The sequence below is a fragment of the Pseudophaeobacter sp. TrK17 genome (genome assembly GCF_042192375.1).
Classification (GTDB): domain Bacteria; phylum Pseudomonadota; class Alphaproteobacteria; order Rhodobacterales; family Rhodobacteraceae; genus Pseudophaeobacter.
The window spans coordinates 1,367,121-1,386,667 of the sequence record NZ_CP071700.1 but is presented as its reverse complement, the minus strand read 5'-3'; the positions used below and the strand labels follow the sequence as shown (position 1 = coordinate 1,386,667).

The 19,547-nt window shown below is 59.5% G+C and carries 22 protein-coding genes; all 22 read right to left on the bottom strand.

The window, feature by feature from the left end; translation table 11 throughout:
- Nucleotides 1–4: 4 nt before the first annotated feature.
- A complete protein-coding gene (nuoK, locus tag JZI28_RS06435; RefSeq protein ID WP_009808916.1) occupies nucleotides 5–310 on the bottom strand; it encodes an NADH-quinone oxidoreductase subunit NuoK in 306 nt (101 codons plus the stop codon).
- Between the two features lie 2 nt (nucleotides 311–312).
- Nucleotides 313–915 carry an NADH-quinone oxidoreductase subunit J gene (locus JZI28_RS06430; protein WP_232400523.1) on the bottom strand — a complete coding sequence of 201 codons (603 nt, stop codon included), beginning with the start codon at nucleotides 913–915 and terminating at the stop codon, nucleotides 313–315.
- Nucleotides 912–1,343: a carboxymuconolactone decarboxylase family protein gene (locus JZI28_RS06425; RefSeq protein ID WP_295454596.1), complete on the bottom strand. Its 432-nt coding sequence runs from the start codon at nucleotides 1,341–1,343 to the stop codon at nucleotides 912–914. Before JZI28_RS06425 ends, JZI28_RS06430 begins: the two co-directional genes overlap by 4 nt.
- Nucleotides 1,340–1,837 (bottom strand): NADH-quinone oxidoreductase subunit NuoI, encoded by a 498-nt coding sequence (gene nuoI / locus JZI28_RS06420; RefSeq protein WP_295454598.1) that lies wholly within the window; start codon nucleotides 1,835–1,837, stop codon nucleotides 1,340–1,342. The genes JZI28_RS06425 and nuoI overlap by 4 nt, the downstream gene beginning before the upstream one ends.
- A gap of 2 nt (nucleotides 1,838–1,839) precedes the next feature.
- Complete coding sequence (nuoH, locus tag JZI28_RS06415) at nucleotides 1,840–2,877, bottom strand: NADH-quinone oxidoreductase subunit NuoH (RefSeq protein ID WP_009808922.1); 1,038 nt, start codon at nucleotides 2,875–2,877, stop codon at nucleotides 1,840–1,842.
- 6 nt (nucleotides 2,878–2,883) lie between these two features.
- On the bottom strand, nucleotides 2,884–3,270 hold the full coding sequence (locus tag JZI28_RS06410; protein ID WP_375699606.1) for a hypothetical protein: 387 nt from the start codon (nucleotides 3,268–3,270) through the stop codon (nucleotides 2,884–2,886).
- Nucleotides 3,267–5,297, bottom strand: a complete 2,031-nt coding sequence (gene nuoG, locus JZI28_RS06405; RefSeq protein WP_375699605.1) for an NADH-quinone oxidoreductase subunit NuoG — start codon at nucleotides 5,295–5,297, stop codon at nucleotides 3,267–3,269. The genes JZI28_RS06410 and nuoG overlap by 4 nt, the downstream gene beginning before the upstream one ends.
- Before the next feature lie 3 nt (nucleotides 5,298–5,300).
- Nucleotides 5,301–5,660 (bottom strand): DUF5333 domain-containing protein, encoded by a 360-nt coding sequence (locus JZI28_RS06400; protein ID WP_295454628.1) that lies wholly within the window; start codon nucleotides 5,658–5,660, stop codon nucleotides 5,301–5,303.
- Between the two features lie 167 nt (nucleotides 5,661–5,827).
- Entirely contained in the window at nucleotides 5,828–6,172 is a 345-nt protein-coding gene (locus tag JZI28_RS06395) for a hypothetical protein (protein WP_297340759.1), read from the bottom strand.
- A 20-nt stretch (nucleotides 6,173–6,192) separates the two neighbouring features.
- Nucleotides 6,193–7,491 carry an NADH-quinone oxidoreductase subunit NuoF gene (gene nuoF, locus JZI28_RS06390; RefSeq protein ID WP_295454603.1) on the bottom strand — a complete coding sequence of 433 codons (1,299 nt, stop codon included), beginning with the start codon at nucleotides 7,489–7,491 and terminating at the stop codon, nucleotides 6,193–6,195.
- Nucleotides 7,492–7,497: 6 nt separating this feature from the next.
- Nucleotides 7,498–7,737, bottom strand: a complete 240-nt coding sequence (locus tag JZI28_RS06385) for a DUF5337 domain-containing protein (RefSeq protein ID WP_295454605.1) — start codon at nucleotides 7,735–7,737, stop codon at nucleotides 7,498–7,500.
- 51 nt (nucleotides 7,738–7,788) lie between these two features.
- Nucleotides 7,789–8,958, bottom strand: a complete 1,170-nt coding sequence (locus tag JZI28_RS06380; RefSeq protein ID WP_375699604.1) for an NADH-quinone oxidoreductase subunit E — start codon at nucleotides 8,956–8,958, stop codon at nucleotides 7,789–7,791.
- A complete protein-coding gene (locus JZI28_RS06375; protein WP_375699603.1) occupies nucleotides 8,958–10,169 on the bottom strand; it encodes an NADH-quinone oxidoreductase subunit D in 1,212 nt (403 codons plus the stop codon). Before JZI28_RS06375 ends, JZI28_RS06380 begins: the two co-directional genes overlap by 1 nt.
- Entirely contained in the window at nucleotides 10,169–10,774 is a 606-nt protein-coding gene (locus JZI28_RS06370; RefSeq protein WP_295454610.1) for an NADH-quinone oxidoreductase subunit C, read from the bottom strand. The genes JZI28_RS06375 and JZI28_RS06370 overlap by 1 nt, the downstream gene beginning before the upstream one ends.
- A gap of 23 nt (nucleotides 10,775–10,797) precedes the next feature.
- Nucleotides 10,798–11,331, bottom strand: coding sequence for an NADH-quinone oxidoreductase subunit B family protein (locus tag JZI28_RS06365; RefSeq protein ID WP_027239745.1), 534 nt, complete (start codon nucleotides 11,329–11,331; stop codon nucleotides 10,798–10,800).
- Nucleotides 11,322–11,687 carry an NADH-quinone oxidoreductase subunit A gene (locus tag JZI28_RS06360; RefSeq protein WP_027239744.1) on the bottom strand — a complete coding sequence of 122 codons (366 nt, stop codon included), beginning with the start codon at nucleotides 11,685–11,687 and terminating at the stop codon, nucleotides 11,322–11,324. The genes JZI28_RS06365 and JZI28_RS06360 overlap by 10 nt, the downstream gene beginning before the upstream one ends.
- 336 nt (nucleotides 11,688–12,023) lie before the next feature.
- Nucleotides 12,024–12,806, bottom strand: a complete 783-nt coding sequence (locus JZI28_RS06355) for a crotonase/enoyl-CoA hydratase family protein (protein WP_375699602.1) — start codon at nucleotides 12,804–12,806, stop codon at nucleotides 12,024–12,026.
- A gap of 49 nt (nucleotides 12,807–12,855) precedes the next feature.
- Nucleotides 12,856–13,713 carry a hydroxymethylglutaryl-CoA lyase gene (locus JZI28_RS06350; RefSeq protein WP_375699601.1) on the bottom strand — a complete coding sequence of 286 codons (858 nt, stop codon included), beginning with the start codon at nucleotides 13,711–13,713 and terminating at the stop codon, nucleotides 12,856–12,858.
- Nucleotides 13,714–13,775: 62 nt separating this feature from the next.
- Nucleotides 13,776–15,719: an acetyl/propionyl/methylcrotonyl-CoA carboxylase subunit alpha gene (locus JZI28_RS06345; protein ID WP_375699600.1), complete on the bottom strand. Its 1,944-nt coding sequence runs from the start codon at nucleotides 15,717–15,719 to the stop codon at nucleotides 13,776–13,778.
- Nucleotides 15,720–15,806: 87 nt separating this feature from the next.
- Entirely contained in the window at nucleotides 15,807–17,411 is a 1,605-nt protein-coding gene (locus JZI28_RS06340; RefSeq protein ID WP_375699599.1) for a carboxyl transferase domain-containing protein, read from the bottom strand.
- A gap of 13 nt (nucleotides 17,412–17,424) precedes the next feature.
- On the bottom strand, nucleotides 17,425–17,904 hold the full coding sequence (locus JZI28_RS06335; protein WP_375699598.1) for a hypothetical protein: 480 nt from the start codon (nucleotides 17,902–17,904) through the stop codon (nucleotides 17,425–17,427).
- On the bottom strand, nucleotides 17,901–19,469 hold the full coding sequence (locus JZI28_RS06330; protein WP_375699597.1) for an AMP-binding protein: 1,569 nt from the start codon (nucleotides 19,467–19,469) through the stop codon (nucleotides 17,901–17,903). Before JZI28_RS06330 ends, JZI28_RS06335 begins: the two co-directional genes overlap by 4 nt.
- Nucleotides 19,470–19,547 lie beyond the last annotated feature (78 nt).

Genomic DNA, 19,547 nt, shown 5'->3' with positions numbered 1-19,547 from the left:
TGCTTTAGCCCTTCATCATATTGATGTCTTCCACGGCGATGGTGCCGCGGTTACGGAAGAAGCAGACCAGGATCGCCAGACCAATGGCAGCCTCGGCGGCGGCCACGGTCAGCACGAACAGGGTAAAGACCTGCCCCACCAGATCCCCAAGGAAGCTGGAGAAGGCCACAAGGTTGATATTCACTGCCAAGAGCATCAATTCGATGCTCATCAGCAGGATGATCACGTTCTTGCGGTTCAAAAAGAGCCCGAAGATGCCGATGACGAACAGCGTCGCTGCGACGGTAAGGTAATGCTCGATACCAATCATTGTTAAAGCCCCTGCCCCGGTTTGATGTCTTTCAGTTCCATTGCCTTGGCCGGGTCGCGTGACATTTGCAGCATCACGTCCTGGCGTTTGACATCTTTACGATGGCGCAGGGTCAGGGTGATGGCGCCAATCATGGCGACCAGCAGGATCAAACCCGACAGCTGGAACAGAAGGAAATATTGGTCATAAATGATAAGGCCCAGGGCCTCGGTGTTGTGCCGGTCGGTCGGAATAGGCTGCGCCAGTTGTTCGGCGGCGCCATGGGCGCTTTCCCAGGAGCCATAGGCCATCACGAACTGCATCAGGATGACCAGACCGATCAGCAAGGCGAGCGGCATGTACTGCGCCATCTCGGCCTTCAATGCAGCAAAGTCCACATCCAGCATCATCACCACAAAGAGGAACAGCACCGCGACTGCGCCCACGTAGACGATGACCAGCAGCATGGCGACGAATTCCGCCCCCAGCAGCACAAACAACCCGGCCGAAGAGATAAAGGCCAGGATCAGCCACAGCACCGAATGCACCGGCTGGCGGCTGATCACAGTGAACAGCCCGCCGGTGATTGCGCTGATGGCGAAGAGGTAGAAGGCAAAAACGCTCATGTCTCATCGTCCTTTTTGTCGGCCATAACGTCCTGCGCCAATTCAAGCGCCCGGTTCATGGCCGGTATGCCGGCAAAAACCGACATCTGTCCGATCGTTTCAACGATCTCTTGTTTCTTTGCACCCGCCTCTACAGCGTGGCGTACGGTTTGACGCACAGCGGAATCCGCCTGCGCGCCCTGACAGGTCAACCCGGCCAATGTCAGCAAAAGCCGGGTCTTGGCATCCAGGCCATCCTTGTTGATGGTCTTGCCAAACATCATCTCCATGACCTCTTTGGGCATGGTCGGCCACAGGGCCTCGAACCCTTTCATGGACATTGGGTCCAGACCCGCCGCCAGATCCGGGTTCATGGCCTTGACCATCTCCTGGTACTGGGCCTGCGCCTGGGCCATCATGGCCTCGAATGGGTTCTTTGCATCAGTCATCGGTACGGCGCGTCGATTTCTAGGTTGCGGGCAATCTCGGCTTCCCAACGTTCGCCATTCGCCAACAGCTTGTCCTTGTCATAGAACAGTTCTTCGCGGGTCTCGGTGGCGAATTCAAAGTTGGGGCCTTCGACAATGGCATCCACCGGGCAGGCTTCCTGGCAGAACCCACAGTAGATGCATTTGGTCATGTCGATGTCATAACGCGTGGTGCGCCGCGAGCCATCTTCGCGGGGTTCCGCGTCAATGGTGATCGCCTGCGCCGGGCAGACCGCTTCGCACAGCTTGCAGGCAATGCAGCGCTCTTCCCCATTGGGATAACGCCGCAGGGCGTGTTCCCCACGAAAACGCGGGCTAAGAGGCCCCTTTTCATGGGGGTAGTTGATGGTCGCCTTGGGGGCAAAGAAGTACTTCATCCCCAGTTTGAAGCCGACCCAGAAATCCTGCAGCAGGAAATATTTGGCGGCGCGGGTGTAATCGACTTGGTTTGTCATGATTAGGCTCCCACGGTCCAGCGGGCAAAGATGCCCCAGAACCAGTCAAATTTGGCAGCAAAGGCAACAAAGACCACCCAGAACAGCGAGAAGGGCAGAAACACCTTCCAGCCAAGGCGCATCAGCTGGTCATAGCGGTAGCGCGGGGTGATGGCTTTTACCATTGCAAAGAGGAAGAAGAAGAAGGCCATCTTACCAACCATCCACAGCACCCCATCGGGCAGGCCGGGGATGGGCGACAGCCAGCCACCAAAGAACAGCAGCGAGGTCAGGGCGCACATCAGGAAGATGGAGATATACTCACCCGCCATAAACAGCAGGAAGGGCGTGGCCGAATATTCCACCTGATAGCCTGCCACCAGTTCTGATTCCGCTTCGGGCAGATCGAACGGTGGGCGGTTGGTTTCCGCCAGGCAGGAGATGAAGAACAAAAACACCATGGGGAAATGCGGCAGCCAGTACCAGTTGAACAGGCCTGCGTTGCCATCCTGTGCCCGCACGATATCGCCAAAGTTCATCGAGCCGGTAGAAATGATCACCCCAACGATGATCAGACCAATGGAGACCTCATAAGAAATCATCTGCGCTGCTGAACGCAGGGCGCCGAGGAAGGGGTATTTCGAGTTCGAAGCCCAGCCGCCCATGATGACGCCATAGACCTCGAGGCTGGAAACCGCAAAGACGTAGAGGATCGCCACGTTGATGTTGGACAGGACCCAGCCATCGTTGAAGGGGATCACCGCCCAGGCCACCATGGCCAGCACAAAGGAGGTCAGCGGCGCCATGATAAAGACGGTGCGATCGGCGCCCGCCGGGATCACCACCTCTTTGACCACATATTTCAGCGCGTCCGCCACCGATTGCAGGATGCCAAAGACACCCACAACATTGGGGCCACGGCGCATCTGCACAGCCGCCCAGATCTTCCGGTCCCCGTAGACGAGGAACAGAAGGGAGATCATCACAAAGGCAACAACTGCAAGCACTTGCGCCAATATCAGTACAGCAATGCCGCCTGGGGTGTTAAAGAATTCAGCCATAGGTCCTCACACCGTAGGTATTCCGTTTGCCTCGCAATTTGCCACCACGACTTCTGCGTCGATGGTGCGCAATCCGCGCGGTAGGGAGGGTGAAATCGTGTAGACCGCATCGGCCGTCTGATTGCCACCCTCTTGTTTCATTGTTGTGCGCACGTGGCGCGCAAACCCGTATCCCCGGATCAGCGCATATTGTGCCGCTGCACATTCGGCGTAGTCATCCACATCCGAACCCGAGCGGGCACCAGACATGGTCACATGAAATTGCACCAGATCGCCCTCCAGCAAACTGGTCCGAACCCCGTTGTAATCAGGATCGAACCCGTCAGCTGATCCGCCGGGAACCGGGGCACAGCCCGCCAGCGTCAAAGACGATATGAGTGCCGCGCGGATCACTCTGCCGCAATCTTCTCGGCCCGGCGGGCCTTGGCGTTTGCCGACAGCTCAGCCATCACCTGCGATGACCGGGCAATCGGGTTGGTCAGGTAGAAATCCTTGACCGCAGGCAAGAAGGCCGCCTTGCCCATAGGCTCCAGCTCCAGTGCCACGCCTTCGTTTTCGATAACCTGGTCAACCTTTGCCAGATGCGGCACCTCGGCTACCAGGGCCTGGCGCAGCTGCGCCAGTGAATCATATGCCAGCTTGGCGTCCAGTTCGGCGCTGAGCGCCCGCAGGATGGCCCAGTTTTCCTTTGCTTCGCCAGGCGCAAAGCCCGCGCGCAGGGCCAGCTGTGGACGCCCCTCGGTGTTCACAAACAGACCACTTTCTTCGGTATAGGCCGCCCCTGGCAGGATCACATCAGCGCGGTGTGCGCCCCGGTCCCCGTGGCTGCCCTGATAGATCACAAAGGCACCACCGTTTTCAGAGCTGTCGATTTCGACTTCGTCAGCGCCAAGGTTGTAGATCACATCGGCGCCATCAATGGCCGCAGCCATGCCGCCTTCGGTCACCGCGCCAATGTCCATGGAACCAACCCGCGATGCAGCAGTGTGCAGCACCATCAGCTTGGAGCCGGTATCAGCTGCGAATTTCTGCGCATGGGCCAGCACCGCCAGACCGTCGGCTTCGCGCAACGCGCCCTGCCCGACAATGACCAGGGTTTCTTTGCCCAAAGCACTGGAATGATCGGCGCTGTGCAAGGCGTCCAGAGCGGCGCGATCGCCGCCAAGGTGGGTATAGTCATAGGTCAGATCCACAGCTTCACCAACCAGTCCAACAGTTGCACCGTTGATCCAGGCCTGACGGATACGCGCATTCAGCACCGGCGCTTCATTACGTGGATCTGTCCCGATCAGCATGATCGCCCTGGCACTGTCGATATCTTCGATGGTCGCGGTGCCGACATAGCCCGCCCGGTTGCCAATCGGCAGGCGCGCATTGTCAGTGCGGCATTCCACCTGACCGCCCTGCCCCTCGACCAGTTGTTTCAGGGCAAAGGCAGCCTCAACCGGGGCCAGATCCCCAATCAGGCCAGCGACTTTCTTGCCCTTCATCGCGGTGGCGGCGGCGGTCAGGGCCTCTGGCCAGGTGGCGGGTTTGAGCTTGCCGTCTACGCGCACATAGGGGCGATCCAGCCGCTGACGACGCAAGCCATCCCAGACAAAACGGGTCTTGTCGGAAATCCACTCTTCGTTCACGGCGTCATTGTTGCGCGGCAGGATCCGCATCACTTCGCGGCCTTTGGTATCGACCCGGATGTTGGAGCCAAGCGCATCCATCACGTCGATGGTTTCGGTCTTGGTCAGCTCCCAGGGGCGGGCGCTAAAGGCATAGGGTTTTGAGGTCAGCGCCCCAACCGGACACAAATCAATGATATTGCCCTGCAGGTTGCTGTCCAATGTCTCGTTCAGGTAGCTGGTGATCTCAGCATCTTCACCACGCCCCGTCTGCCCCATCTGGCTAATCCCGGCCACCTCGGAGGTGAAACGCACACAACGGGTACAGCTGATGCAACGGGTCATCGCCGTGGAGACAAGTGGCCCAAGGTTCAGGTCATCCACCGCCCGCTTGGGCTCACGGAAGCGTGAAAAATCAACACCATAAGCCATGGCCTGATCCTGCAGATCACATTCGCCGCCCTGATCACAGATCGGGCAATCCAGTGGATGGTTGATCAGCATGAATTCCATCACGCCTTCGCGGGCTTTCTTGACCATAGGTGAATTGGTCTTGACCTGTGGCGCCTGACCTTCGGGGCCGGGGCGCAGATCGCGAACCTGCATCGCGCAGGAGGCCGCAGGCTTGGGCGGGCCGCCGACGACCTCTACCAGACACATGCGGCAGTTGCCGGCAATCGACAGGCGCTCGTGATAGCAAAAACGCGGGATTTCCACCCCGGCCTCTTCGCAGGCCTGGATCAGGGTCATCGCCCCGTCCACCTCTACCTCGGTTCCGTCGATGTTGATCTTGCGGAGGTCAGACATGGTCTATTTCGCCCTCAGTAACGCGCCGATCGCGCTGTTTTTCTGTATTTCCGCACGACCAAACGCGCAGAATGTTTCTGGATCTTCATAGGACACGCCGCTCTTGCTGAGCAGCTGTTCGCCCTTTGCCCGCATCCGGGCCTTTTCTGCGTCGGATTCGATGTAGGCCCGGATTTCGCTATCCGCATAGCCCAGCGAATTGGCATGGGAGCGCAGCCGACGCAGCTCTCCGATGCCCTTAAAAAGCCGGGCCCCCAGACTGTCGCAATGATCTGCGACCTCCTTGGCCATGGCCACGGCAAACAGCGGGTCTTCGATTTCGGGAATCTCCCGCAATGATGGCTTTGCCGCCGCCGTAGTCATGGGAAACAGAACCGCCGCTGCAAAAAACAGCGGGGCAAGCAGGGTTGGTTTGTCTTGGCCACGTGTCATGGAGCTCTCCTGTGTGGTGGAGAGGCCAAAACACCAAGACCCGGTCACGTTATGCAATAACGCTCCGGCCATTTGGCCAGGATATGCCAACAATCCGCTCACGGGTTGCATGTCCCCCGCAGCAAAGCATTGTCACCGTCGCGCGGTAATGGAACCTCGGGATTGTCCAGATCAATCGCCCAGTCAATCCTGGAGGTGCCATAGTTTTCGATGCAATAAGTGGTGCCTGCATAGCGCATGGCCTCACGTGCGCCCAAAGGCGAGGCCGCAACATCGTAGACTTCAGCTTCAAACAGCGCCCGCGAGACCTTTTTGTCCACAACAGAGGCCTTGGTGCGGAAGGCAACGCCATCAAAGGCCGGGCGGGAATCTTTGTCGCTGCAGCCAGCCACAAGCCCAACCGACACAACAGCAACCGCCAGTAATTTGAGATCCACACTCATCATCCGTCCCCTACCCATATTCATTCAGCGGCGATGGCGCTTTTACGGCCGGTTTTTTGCGCCTTGATGCGATCTTCGATTTCCTCGCGGAAATTGCGGATCAGGCCCTGGATGGGCCAGGCGGCCGCATCGCCCAGGGCGCAGATGGTGTGGCCTTCGACCTGTTTGGTCACATCCCACAGCATGTCGATCTCTTCCAGGTCGGCTTCGCCTTTGACCAGACGGTCCATCACCCGCATCATCCAGCCAGTGCCTTCGCGGCAGGGCGTACACTGGCCGCAGCTTTCGTGTTTGTAGAACTTGGCCAGGCGCCAGATCGCCTTGATGATATCGGTCTGTTTGTCCATCACGATGACCGCAGCGGTTCCCAGCCCCGAGCCCAGCTCGCCGCGCAGGTAATCAAAATCCATGATCGCATCGCGCATGTTCTCACCGCGCACACAAGGCACGGAAGAACCACCGGGGATCACCGCCAGCAGATTGTCCCAACCGCCGCGAATGCCACCGCAGTGTTTCTCGATCAGCTCTTCAAAAGAAATCGACATGGCTTCTTCAACCACACAAGGGTTGTTGACGTGGCCGGAAATCGCAAACAGTTTGGTGCCCGCATTGTTTGGACGACCAAATCCAGCAAACCAATCCGCGCCACGGCGCAGGATGGTGGGCACAACGGCGATGCTTTCGACATTGTTCACCGTGGTGGGGCAGCCATACAGACCCGCGCCGGCCGGGAAAGGCGGCTTCATCCGCGGCATGCCCTTTTTGCCTTCGAGGCTTTCGATCAGAGCGGTTTCTTCGCCGCAGATATAGGCGCCGGCGCCGTGGTGCAGGAAGACGTCAAAATCCCAGCCGGATCCGGCTGCGTTTTTGCCCAAAAGGCCCTTGTCGTAGCATTCGTCAATGGCCGCCTGCAGCGCCTCGCGCTCGCGGATATATTCGCCGCGCAGGTAGATGTAGCAGGTATGGGCCTGCATGGCGAAGCTGGCGATCAGCGCACCCTCGATCAGCGTATGCGGATCGTGGCGCATGATTTCGCGGTCCTTGCAGGTGCCGGGTTCGGATTCATCGGCGTTGATCACCAGGTACGAAGGGCGACCGTCACTCTCTTTCGGCATGAAGGACCATTTGAGGCCGGTGGGGAAACCCGCACCACCACGGCCGCGCAGGCCTGAATCCTTCATGGTCTGGATAATCCAGTCACGGCCCTTGTCGATGATCCCCGATGTGCCATCCCAATGGCCCCGCGCCTGGGCACCTTTTAGGGTGCGCTCATGCATACCGTAGAGGTTGGTAAAGATCCGGTCCTGGTCCTTCAGCATGTCTGCCTACCCTTGGTTTTCGTTTTTACTGGCCTGACGCATGCGCCAGAGTTGCAATATGTTGACCAATGCATAGATCAGCCCCGCAAGCGCGGCAAAATCAAACAAAATCGCGTAACGGCCAGGCATTCCAATTGCCGGGCCTATGATCATGGTCAAGGCCAACCAGGCCAGCATGGTTCCGGCAATCACCAATGAGATGTGCCGCCCCTTTGCTGCGATCGCCCTATCCAGATCAACGCTCATTCAGGTCCTCATATTTGTTTCCTGTCCGCCCCAACAGGGCAGCCAGGTGGATTATTCGTCGTCGTAACGGCCGTCTTTTTTGGCCTTCTTGGCAAAGTCGGTCTCATCCCCGGCGGCCAGCAAAGCAGCCTGTGCGATCCAACCATCCCGTTCGATACGACCTTTAAATTTCAAGCGGCTATCAACCCAGGCCACCTCGGCCGCGCCCCAACCGGCAATCTGATCAAAGTGGAAAAAGCCCAAATCGTTCAGGGTCTGCTCCAGCTTGGGGCCAACACCTTTCAGCAGTTTCAGATCATCCGGCAGGCCACCGCGCGCTTCTTTCAGCGTCTCAGGTTCTACCTCAGCAACCTCCGCAGCGGCAGCTGGTTTGGCTGCAGGCGCTTTTGCAGGCGCGGATTTTGCTGCAGGGGCGGGCTTTTTCGTCTCTTCCACCTGTTTGGCAACCGGTTTGGGCGCTTCGGGGGCTTTGGGAGGTTGATCGGCGGCTGCACGACCGGCAACCACGCCATCCTTGCCAACCCAAGGGGTCAGCAAAGGCACTTCGTCGCCCTGAATGCGTTTGACGCTGTCGCCAATATCCATCGCCAGCTGCGCCGAAGCGTTATACTGCGTTTTGCCGCTGTCATATTCAGCCAGCGAGGTCAGACCGGACTGCGGCTCGGCGGCGTAGCGGCCATTCTGCGGGCCCGGCACAACTGTCTTGCCAGCGGCCAGATCATCCAGCATCTGGGCAAAGCCCTCTGCGGTGAGATCCTCAAAGTAGTCTTTGCCGATCTGCGCCATCGGCGCATTGGTACAGGCGCCCAAGCATTCCACTTCTTCCCAGCTGAATTTGCCATCCGCCGACAGGGTATGCGGTTTTGCCGCAATCTTATCCTTGCAGACCGCGATCAGATCCTCTGCGCCGCAGATCATACAAGACAGGGTGCCACAGATCTGCACATGGGCCACAGATCCGGTGGGCTGCATCTGGAACATGAAGTAGAACGAGGTGACTTCCAGCACCCGGATATAGGCCATACCCAGCATATCGGCGATATATTCGATGGCGGGTTTGGAGACCCAGCCTTCCTGCTCCTGTGCCCGCCACAACAGCGGGATCACAGCCGAGGCCTGACGGCCTTCGGGGAATTTGGTCAATTGCGCCTCGGCCCATTTCTGGTTCGCGGGCGTGAAAGCAAAACTTTCGGGCTGTTCGGAATGAAGGCGACGAAGCATTAGCGGTCAATCTCTCCAAATACGACGTCCATGGTGCCGATGATGGCAGCGACGTCGGCCAGCTGGTGGCCTTTTGCAACGTGGTCCATGGCTTGCAGATGCAGGAAACCCGGCGCGCGGATCTTGCTGCGGTAGGGTTTGTTCGACCCATCTGCCACCAGATAGACGCCAAATTCGCCCTTGGGGGCTTCGACGGCGGCATAGACCTCACCGGCGGGCACATGGAAGCCTTCGGTGTAGAGTTTGAAATGGTGAATGAGGCTCTCCATCGAGGTCTTCATGTCACCGCGTTTCGGTGGGCTCAGCTTGCCCCGTGCCATCACATCGCCGGTGGCTTCACGCAGTTTGGCGATGGCCTGACGGATGATCGACAGGGACTGGCGCATCTCTTCCATGCGGACCAGATAACGGTCATAGCAGTCGCCGTTCTTGCCCACAGGGATCTGGAACTCAAACTCGTCATAACATTCATAGGGCTGGGCACGGCGCAGATCCCAGGCCATGCCTGAGCCACGCACCATGACACCAGAGAAGCCCCAGTCGAGGATCTCTTGCTCGGTGACCACGCCAATGTCGCAGTTTCGCTGTTTGAAAATCCGGTTTTCGGTCAGCAACCCATCGATATCGGCCAGAACATTGGGGAATTCCAGCGCCCAGAGGTCGATATCGTCCAGCAGATCATCGGGAATGTCCTGATGCACGCCGCCGGGACGGAAATAGGCCGCGTGCAGACGGGCACCGCAGGCGCGCTCGTAAAACACCATCAGCTTTTCGCGCTCTTCAAAGCCCCAAAGCGGCGGCGTCAGCGCGCCCACGTCCATGGCCTGAGTGGTGACGTTCAGCAGGTGGTTCAGAATGCGGCCGATCTCGGAATACAAAACCCGGATAAGCGAGCCACGGCGGGGCACTTCAACGCCGGTGAGTTTCTCAATCGCCAGACACCAGGCATGTTCCTGGTTCATCGGCGCCACATAGTCGAGCCGGTCAAAATACGGCAGGTTCTGCAGGTAGGTGCGGCTTTCCATCAGCTTTTCGGTGCCACGGTGCAGCAGGCCGATATGGGGATCGCAGCGTTCCACGATCTCGCCGTCCAGCTCCAGCACCAGACGCAACACGCCGTGGGCCGCCGGGTGTTGCGGGCCAAAGTTGATGTTAAAGTTACGGATCTTCTGTTCGCCCGTCTGGGCGTCGTCGAATTTGGAGCCGTCCATTATTTTGCCCCCTCTTTTTCATCACCGGGCAGGATGTATTCGGCACCCTCCCAGGGAGACATGAAATCAAACTGGCGGTATTCCTGAACCAGGCTCACCGGTTCATAGACAACGCGCTTTTCGGCCTCGTCATATCGGACCTCGGTGTAGCCCGTGGTGGGGAAATCCTTGCGCAGGGGATAGCCGCGAAAACCATAGTCGGTGAGAATGCGGCGCAGATCCGGGTGGCCCGAGAACAGGATACCAAACATGTCGAAAACTTCGCGCTCAAACCAATTGGCCGAGGGATGCACATCGACAATCGAGGGCACCATATCGTCTTCGCGCACCGAGACCCGCAGGCGAATGCGCTGGTTTTGGTACATCGACAGGAAATGATAGACCACATCAAAGCGTTTACCACGTTCGGGGTAATCCACCGCAGTGATATCCACCAGCGAAGAAAATTTGCAGGTGCTGTCGGTTTTCAGAAACTCAACCAGACCATTGATATTGGCCGGGGCCACATCAACGGTCAATTCATCAAAAGCGATATCCCAGGACAATACACAGTCAGGGCGTTTGGCTGCGATCTGAGTACCAAGTTCTTGCAGTGCTTCAGTCATTTATGTCTCTCCAGCCAGATCGCTTAGCGCACCAGGGTGCCGGTACGGCGGATTTTGCGCTGCAACTGCATCAGCCCATAAAGCAGGGCCTCAGCGGTGGGCGGGCAGCCCGGCACGTAGATATCAACTGGCACAATACGGTCGCAGCCGCGCACAACCGAGTAGCTGTAGTGATAATATCCACCACCATTGGCGCAGGACCCCATCGAGATCACATAGCGTGGCTCGGGCATCTGGTCGTAGACCTTGCGCAGCGCTGGCGCCATTTTATTGGTCAGGGTGCCGGCAACAATCATCACATCGGACTGGCGTGGGGAAGCGCGCGGGGCAATGCCAAATCGTTCCGCATCGTAGCGCGGCATCGAGGTATGCATCATCTCAACCGCGCAGCAGGCCAGACCAAAGGTCATCCAGTGCAGCGACCCGGTGCGAGCCCAGTTGATAATGTCCTCAGTCGAGGTCAGCAGAAATCCCTTGTCCTGCAGCTCGGCGTTCAGCGCCTGGGTAGCAACTTCCTTGTCGATCCCAGCGGTATTTGCTCCGGTCATCACTCCCATTCCAGAGCTCCCTTTTTCCACTCATAGGCAAAACCAATGGTCAGAACTGCCAGAAACACCATCATCGACCAGAAACCAGTATCGCTCATATCCTTGAAGCCAACGGCCCAAGGAAACAGGAAGGCAATTTCCAAATCAAAAATGATGAAAAGAATCGACACCAGATAAAATCGCACATCGAATTTCATCCGGGCGTCATCAAAAGCGTTGAAACCGCACTCATAGGCGCTGACTTTTTCCGGGTCAGGATTGCGAACAGCCAGTACAACTGCCGCCAGAATAAGAACAATTCCCAGGCCGACTGCGACGACCAAAAACACCAAGATCGGGAGGTATTCCCGCAACATCTCTTCCACGAGTGGCTCCTTTCCGAGCGCGCGGCTTCTCGCGCGCCGTCAATTGGCGTGTTGACTTGCGCATGTGTCTACTCCCACCCCCCCCTATCGTCAACCAAACCAATGGTGAAGAAAGTGGCTTTCTGTACAAGTCGCGACCCTGCGGCATCACTTAACGCTATTTGGGCCAGCAGGGGTTAATTTCTTATTATTTCCATAAGGAAAGGCGCCATGATTTCTCACGGCGCCCTGAAAACTGACATTCAAAATACTGGTTAACGCCGCCCCGTAGGCGGCTTGGCTCTGCTCTGCTGCGGACCTGCAACAGACAGACCTCTGCCCATGTTCACTCCAGGTTCACCCCTGCCAACGGGGCTTACGTTTGTCAAAGAAGGCGCCGATGCCCTCTGAGGCCTCATCGCCCTCCCAGCGGCTGACCAGAGCGTCGATTGTCATGTCGATGGTCTCGTCATCCAGTCGTGGCCCCAGATCGCGGGTCAGTTTCTTTGCAGCCGCCACTGCGCCCGGAGCACAAGCCATATAGGGCAACACCTCGGCCTCGACCGCCGCCGCCAGATCCGCAGCGGGAACCGCCTTGGCCAAAAGCCCCAGCTCCACGGCTTCGGCAGCACCAAACAGGCGCGACGACATAAAGACCCGACGGGCGCGCGATTCTCCCATCCGCGCCACCACATAGGGGCCGATGGTGGCCGGGATCAAACCCAGCTTGGTCTCTGTCAGGCCCATCTTCAGATGATCGACACCAATGGCCACGTCACAGACCGACGCCATGCCAACGCCGCCGCCAAAGGCATTGCCCTGGATGGCACCGATCAAGGGCTTTGGCAGCGTGTTCAGAATCTGCAGCATTTCTGCCAGAACCCGCGCCTCGGCGCCACGGGTGGCGGCATCTGCCTGCATCTGCTGCTGCATCCAGCCCAGATCACCCCCGGCACAAAAACTTTTGCCTGCACCCGTCAGCACCACAACGCGCACATCGTCATCCAAGGCCAGTTGCTGCGCCGCCGCTTTCAGCTCCTGCAGCATCTCGCCAGACATCGCATTGTGCTTTTCCGGACGGTTCAACGTCATGGTGGCAACGCCACGCGCGTCCTGTTCGATCAATACTGTCTTATACATTCTCAGTCCCTCTACCCTCTTCCCTCTGGCCCATGGTCTTAGACCCACATTAGCTGTCACTGCGCATGGCCTGTGCCATCTCAGCCGCTTCAACCAGGACATCCCGGTCCAGGCCCGTCTCATAGCCGAGCCCCACCAGATGGTCCTGCACGGCATCGGTGGCAACATTGCCTGCAGCGCCTGGCGCATAGGGGCACCCGCCCAGGCCACCTACCGCCGCATCAAACACCCGAACCCCCTGCGCCAGAGAAGCCTCGATATTGTCCAAGGCCCGTCCAGACGTGTCGTGATAATGGCCGGCCAGATGGCTGACCGGCACCCGTTTCGTTACGGCAGACAGCATTTTGCTGATGGTTTCCGGCGTGCCCTGCCCGATGGTGTCGCCCAGTGACACCTCATAGCAGCCCAGCAGATGCAGCGTTTCAGCCACCAAAGCCACCTGATGCGGATCCGTTGGTCCGTCAAACGGGCAATCAGTGACACAGGACACATAGCCCCGCACCGGCAGCTTGATGGCTGCGGCGGCCTGCAGAATGGGCTTGAACCGTTCAATACTCTCGGTGATGGAGGCATTGATATTGGCACGGGAAAATCCCTCCGAGGCCGAGGCAAACACCGCGATTTCATCCGCCCCTGCCGCTACCGCATCGGTGTAGCCACGCATATTGGGCGTCAGAGCCGCATAAGACACGCCCGGCGCACGGCTGATCCCGGCCAGAACCTCGCCGCTGCCTGCCATCTGTGGCACCCATTTTGGCGACACAAAGCTGGCCACTTCTATGCGGCGAAAGCCGGCCCGGGACAGGCAGTCCACCAAAGCGATTTTCTCTGCCACCGGGATGGCGCGCTTTTCATTCTGCAGCCCGTCGCGCGGCCCCATCTCGAAGATCTCGACAGATTGGCTCATGGGGGATCCTTCCCTCTTCATCTTTCCAAAATAATCAAACGGCCCAATCAGCAGCCCGCGCCTCAGTCCTCTTCCAGGCGCACCAGGGCCGCCCCTGCCTCAACCTGATCGCCACCCGCAGCCAGCACCTCAGCGACAACCCCGTCGCGCGCCGCCAGCAGCGAATGCTCCATCTTCATCGCTTCCAGAATGGCCAGCCGGTCGCCTTCTTTCACCGCATCGCCAGCCTTGGCAAAAACCGCTTTTACCAGCCCCGGCATCGGCGCCACGATCACATTGAGATCGCCGCCGGCAGTGGCATCGCGGTCCAGCGGGTCGATCACCTCAAAGACGTGACCATAGCCATCGAACACGGTGATTGTATTGCCCGCCTGGGCCATCGGAGGCAAACGATCCCCGCTCAGCACCCATGTGCCGTCAGTGCAATAGGCGCAGATCTGATCCTCGGGATGGTCCGGAAACTCCCAGATCTGAAAGTCAGGCCCATCCACCTGGACCGTGGCCTCAAAGACCTCGCCCTGATAGCTGAGATGCACCGAGCGGCGCAGGTCGGACCACAGGGTAAAGCCCGCCGCCCAATCCAGGTCCACCAGGCCCAAGGCCTGCATTCCTGCCGCAGCCTTGTGTTCAAATTTCACCTGCGGCCCCTGCACCAGCTGGTCCAGATCCCGTGCAATGAGCCCCGTGTCCACATCGCCGGCAGCAAACCCATCATGGGTCGCCAGCGCGCCCAGGAAGGCCAGGTTGGTGACCGTGCCGCCCACCTCAGTCGCCGCCAGCGCCTGGGACAGGCGCGACAGGGCGATGTCGCGCGTCGGCCCATGCACAATCACCTTGGAGATCATCGGGTCATACCAAGGGCTAATGGTATCGCCCGCACGCACGCCGCTGTCGGCCCGGCAATTGGCGGGGAATTTGAGATGGGTCAGGGTGCCAGTGGCTGGCAAAAAGCCTTTTGGCACATCCTCGGCATAGAGACGCGCCTCAAAGGCATGGCCATTGATCGACAGCTCATCTTGCTGTTTCGGCAGGCTCTCCCCTGCGGCGACGCGCAGCTGCCACTCCGCCAGATCGACGCCGGTGATCAGCTCTGATACCGGATGTTCCACCTGCAGGCGGGTGTTCATTTCCATGAACCAGAATCCATCGGCGCGCAGACCGTTGCTGCCATCGACGATGAACTCCACCGTCCCAGCGCCCTTGTAGCCGATGGCCTCAGCGGCGCGCACGCCTGCCTCGCCCATTGCTGCGCGCATTTCATCCGTCATTCCCGGCGCCGGGGCTTCCTCGATCACCTTTTGATGGCGGCGCTGCAGGGAACAGTCACGTTCAAACAGATGTACCGCCTGGGTGCCATCGCCAAAGACCTGGATTTCGATATGGCGCGGTTGCTGGATGTATTTTTCGATCAAGACATCCGGATTGCCAAAGGCGGTTGTCGCCTCGCCCTGGGCACTGGCCAGCGCCTCGGCAAACTCGGCAGGTGCTTCGACCAGGCGCATGCCCTTGCCGCCACCGCCGGCGACCGCCTTGATCAGCACAGGATAGCCAATCTTGTCGGCCTCGCCTTTCAGGAAATCCGCATCCTGGTTGCTGCCGTGATAGCCAGGCACAACCGGCACGCCTGCCTGTTCCATCAGCACCTTGGCGGCGTCTTTGAGACCCATTTTGCGGATCGCATCAGCGGAAGGGCCGATAAAGGCAAGGCCAGCCGCCTGCACCGCATCAACAAATTCAGGATTCTCCGACAGGAAACCATACCCTGGATGGATCGCCTGGGCGCCGGTGGCCTTGGCCATGGCAATGATCTCGTCGCCCAGCAGATAACTGTCGGCTGGGGCCGGACCATGGCCGATGTGGCAGGCTTCATCCGCCATGGCCACATGTTTCGCGGCGCGGTCCGCATCAGAATAGACGGCCACGGTTTTGACACCCATGGCGCGGGCGGTTTCCATCACCCGGCAGGCGATCTCGCCGCGGTTGGCAATCAGAATTTTATCAAACATGGGGTTGGGTCCTTTGTTTGGAAGGTCAGTCCGGGGGCGCTGCCCCCGGACCCCCTAGGTATTTTTGGAAAGATGAAAGACACGCGCTTACATGCGGAAGACGCCAAAGCGTGTTTCGTCGATCTCGGCATTGAGAGCGGCACGCAGGGACAGGGCCAGTACATCGCGGCTTTTTCGCGGGTCGATGATACCGTCGTCCCAGAGCCGGGCGGAGGCATAAAGCGGGTGGCTTTGCTCTTCGAACATATCGATTGTTGGCTGTTTGAACTGCGCCTCTTCATCCGCTGACCAGCTGCCGCCCTGACGTTCGATAGCGTCCCGTTTTACTGTTGCCAGCACGCCAGCGGCCTGTTCACCCCCCATCACTGAGATGCGGGAATTGGGCCAGGTCCACAGGAAACGGGGCTGATAGGCCCGCCCTGCCATGCCGTAGTTGCCCGCGCCAAAAGAGCCGCCTACCAGCATGGTGATTTTGGGGACATTGGTGGAGGCCACGGCGGTGACCATTTTGGCGCCGTGGCGGGCGATGCCTTCGTTCTCATATTTGCGGCCCACCATGAAGCCAGTGATGTTTTGCAAAAAGACCAGCGGGATTTTGCGTTGCGAGCAGAGTTCGACAAAATGGGCGCCCTTCTGCGCCGCTTCAGAGAACAGCACGCCATTGTTGGCGATGATCCCCACGGGGCAGCCTTTGACATGGGCAAAACCGGTGACCAGAGTTTCCCCGTAGCGCGGTTTGAACTCGTCAAAGCGCGAACCATCCACCAGCCGGGCGATGACTTCGCGGATGTCATAGGGGGTACGCAGATCGCCGGGCACCACGCCGAGGATCTCTGCCGGGTCATAGGCAGGCTCTTCGGGGGAGGCCCAGTTTACGGTTTGCGGCTTGATGATATTGAGCGACTGCACCGCGCGGCGTGCCAGGGCCAGGGCGTGGGCGTCATCTTCGGCCAGGTAGTCGGCAACACCGGACAGGCGGGTGTGCACATCGCCGCCGCCGAGATCTTCAGCCGAGACCACTTCGCCAGTGGCGGCTTTGACCAGAGGGGGGCCCGCCAGGAAGATGGTGCCCTGTTCTTTGACGATGATGGTGACATCGGACATCGCAGGCACATAGGCGCCCCCGGCAGTGCAAGAGCCCATGACCACGGCGATTTGCGGGATGCCCTTGGCGGACATGCGCGCCTGATTGTAAAAGATACGGCCAAAGTGGTCACGGTCCGGGAAAACCTCATCCTGCTGCGGCAGGTTGGCGCCGCCCGAGTCCACCAGGTAGATGCAAGGCAGGCAGTTTTCCTCGGCAATCTCTTGTGCCCGCAGGTGTTTTTTCACCGTCATCGGGAAATAGGTGCCGCCCTTTACGGTGGCATCGTTGCAGACCACCATGACCTCTTGGCCATGCACCCGCCCGATACCGGCGATGACACCTGCAGCCGGGGCCGCGTTGTCATACATGTTATGGGCGGCTGTCGCTCCGATCTCGAGGAAGGGCGAGCCTGGATCCAGTAGGTTCGCCACCCGGCGGCGTGGCAGCATTTTGCCCCGGCCCTCATGGCGAGCGCGGGATTTTTCACCACCGCCCAGGCGGGCGGCCTCTGCCGCGTCGTCGATCTGGCCAAGCGCCTCAAGATGCGCAGCCTGATTGGCCTTAAAGGCTTCGGAGGAAGGCATTGCCTTGGATTTGAGTTTCATATTTGCGTCCTTCTCACCTGTTACGGTTTGGTTGGTGGCGTTCAACCACGCGGAGTTTGAACCATTTCAAAAGCGCCGTTTGATAAGCGCAGAGTTCGGCGGCGTTCAGGCCTGCAACCTGAGTCGTGGAGCAATCCCCCTGCGGCGTCGCCTGTGGCCACAGATCGGCAAATGCAGACGGGGCTTCAGCCTGCTCGGAGGCCTCACGATCGGTGCTTTCAATACGAGCGCCGTCCTGTTCCAGCCAGTAGGTCACATCAGCGAGACAATCTCCCTGAGACTGCATCTCCCGACCCATGTTGCAAAGTTCTCTCGCAGTAGAAACACAAAGCTGGAGCATTGGAGTTTGCAGAGGAACATCGAGGGTACGACTGCTGCAGGCCACGAGATACCCCTCAGTATCAAAACCCGGGCTTGGGTGCCTGTCCGCCGCTGCCAAGATGGGGGCCGGAACCAGTGCCACGGCGGCAACACAGGATTGAATGATTCTCATGTCCCGACCTCCCCAGCAGCCCGCGCTTTCAGCTCCTTGCGAATTACCTTGCCGGTCACAGTCATCGGCAGGGCCTCCAGAAAGGCGATTTCGCGGGGGTAGGAATACTGGGCCAGACGGTGCTTCACGTAGTCCTGCAGCTCTTTTTCGCTGGCGACGGCGCCGTCTTTCAGCACCACATAGGCTTTGACGATCTCGGTGCGCAGCGGATCGGGCTTGCCGACAACGCCCACGGTCGCGACGCTGGGGTGGGTCATCAGGCAGTCTTCGATCTCGGCAGGGCCGATGCGATAGCCAGCTGAGGTGATCACGTCATCCTCGCGGCCGACAAAACGCAGGAAGTCGCCCTCCCAGATGCCGCGATCGCCCGTTACCAGCCAGTCGCCGTGAAACTTCGCGGCTGTCTCATCGGGGCGGTTCCAATACTCCAGCATCATCGAGGCCGAGCCGCGCCGCACGGCGACATCGCCTTCTGCGCTGGTTGGTTTGCCCGCGGAATCAAGCACCGCCAATTGATGCCCCGGCACGGCCTTGCCGATGCAACCGGGGCGCGGCGGGTAGTCGACACCACAGGAGGAAGCCACCATGTTACATTCGGTTTGGCCGTAGAACTCATTGATGGTCACGCCAAAGCTCGACTGGCCCCAAGCGAGCATCTCTGCGCCCAGCGGCTCTCCGCCAGACGCAACCGAGCGCAGGCCGTCGAGCCCGTGCCCTGCTGCTTTCAACATGCGCAGCGCTGTGGGGGGGAAGAACACATTGCGCACCTCGCCACGGCGCACCAGATCGGCGCAGGCCTCAGGGGTGAATTTGTCGAGCCGGGCGGCAACAACCGGCACGCCCAGCGCCAGACCCGGCATCAGGACGTCGAACAGCCCTCCAATCCAGGCCCAGTCAGCCGGGGTCCAAAGACAATCCCCTGGCTGGCCCAAATGATCATGGCTGATCGCCACGCCGGGCAAATGCCCGGTCAGCACCCGATGCCCATGCAGCGCGCCTTTGGGGCTGCCAGTCGTCCCGGAGGTATAGATCAAAATGGCCGGAGTGTCGGGCTTGGTCTGCGCAAAGGCCACCGCCTGCCCCGGCAGGGACACCTGATCCACCATCACCGCCTCGGCCAGATCCCCCAGCAGGCCCGCACCTTCGGGATCCGTCAACACAAAGGACACCCCTGCATCCCCTGCCCGCGAGGCCAGAGCGTCGCGTTTGAACAATTTGAAAAGCGGCACCGAAATGGCCCCCAGCTTCCAGATCGCCAGATGCGCGGCGGCGCACCAGGGGGATTGGCTCAGCAGAACGCCTACCCGGTCACCGGGCTGAATACGGGTCAGCAGGTAGCGCGCCAGCCCATCGACCATCTCAGCCAGGTCCCCATAGCTGATATCTCGCCGCTCAGCCCCGGTGAGATCAATCAGCGCCAGGGCGTCTGGATCCTGCGCCAGGGCCTGCGCCGCCATATTCAACTGGTCCGGCAAGCGCCAAGACCCATCCGCAGCCAGTCCAATTGCGGCCAGTCGATCCGCGGCCGGTCCAGTTCCGGCCTGTGCAAAAGCTGTTTTTGTCATGTGACATTCCCAAAATGCATAGCCGATATGCTTATTTTCCCTGTGTTTCCAAAGGGAAAGCGACCGCCTCTTTGATCC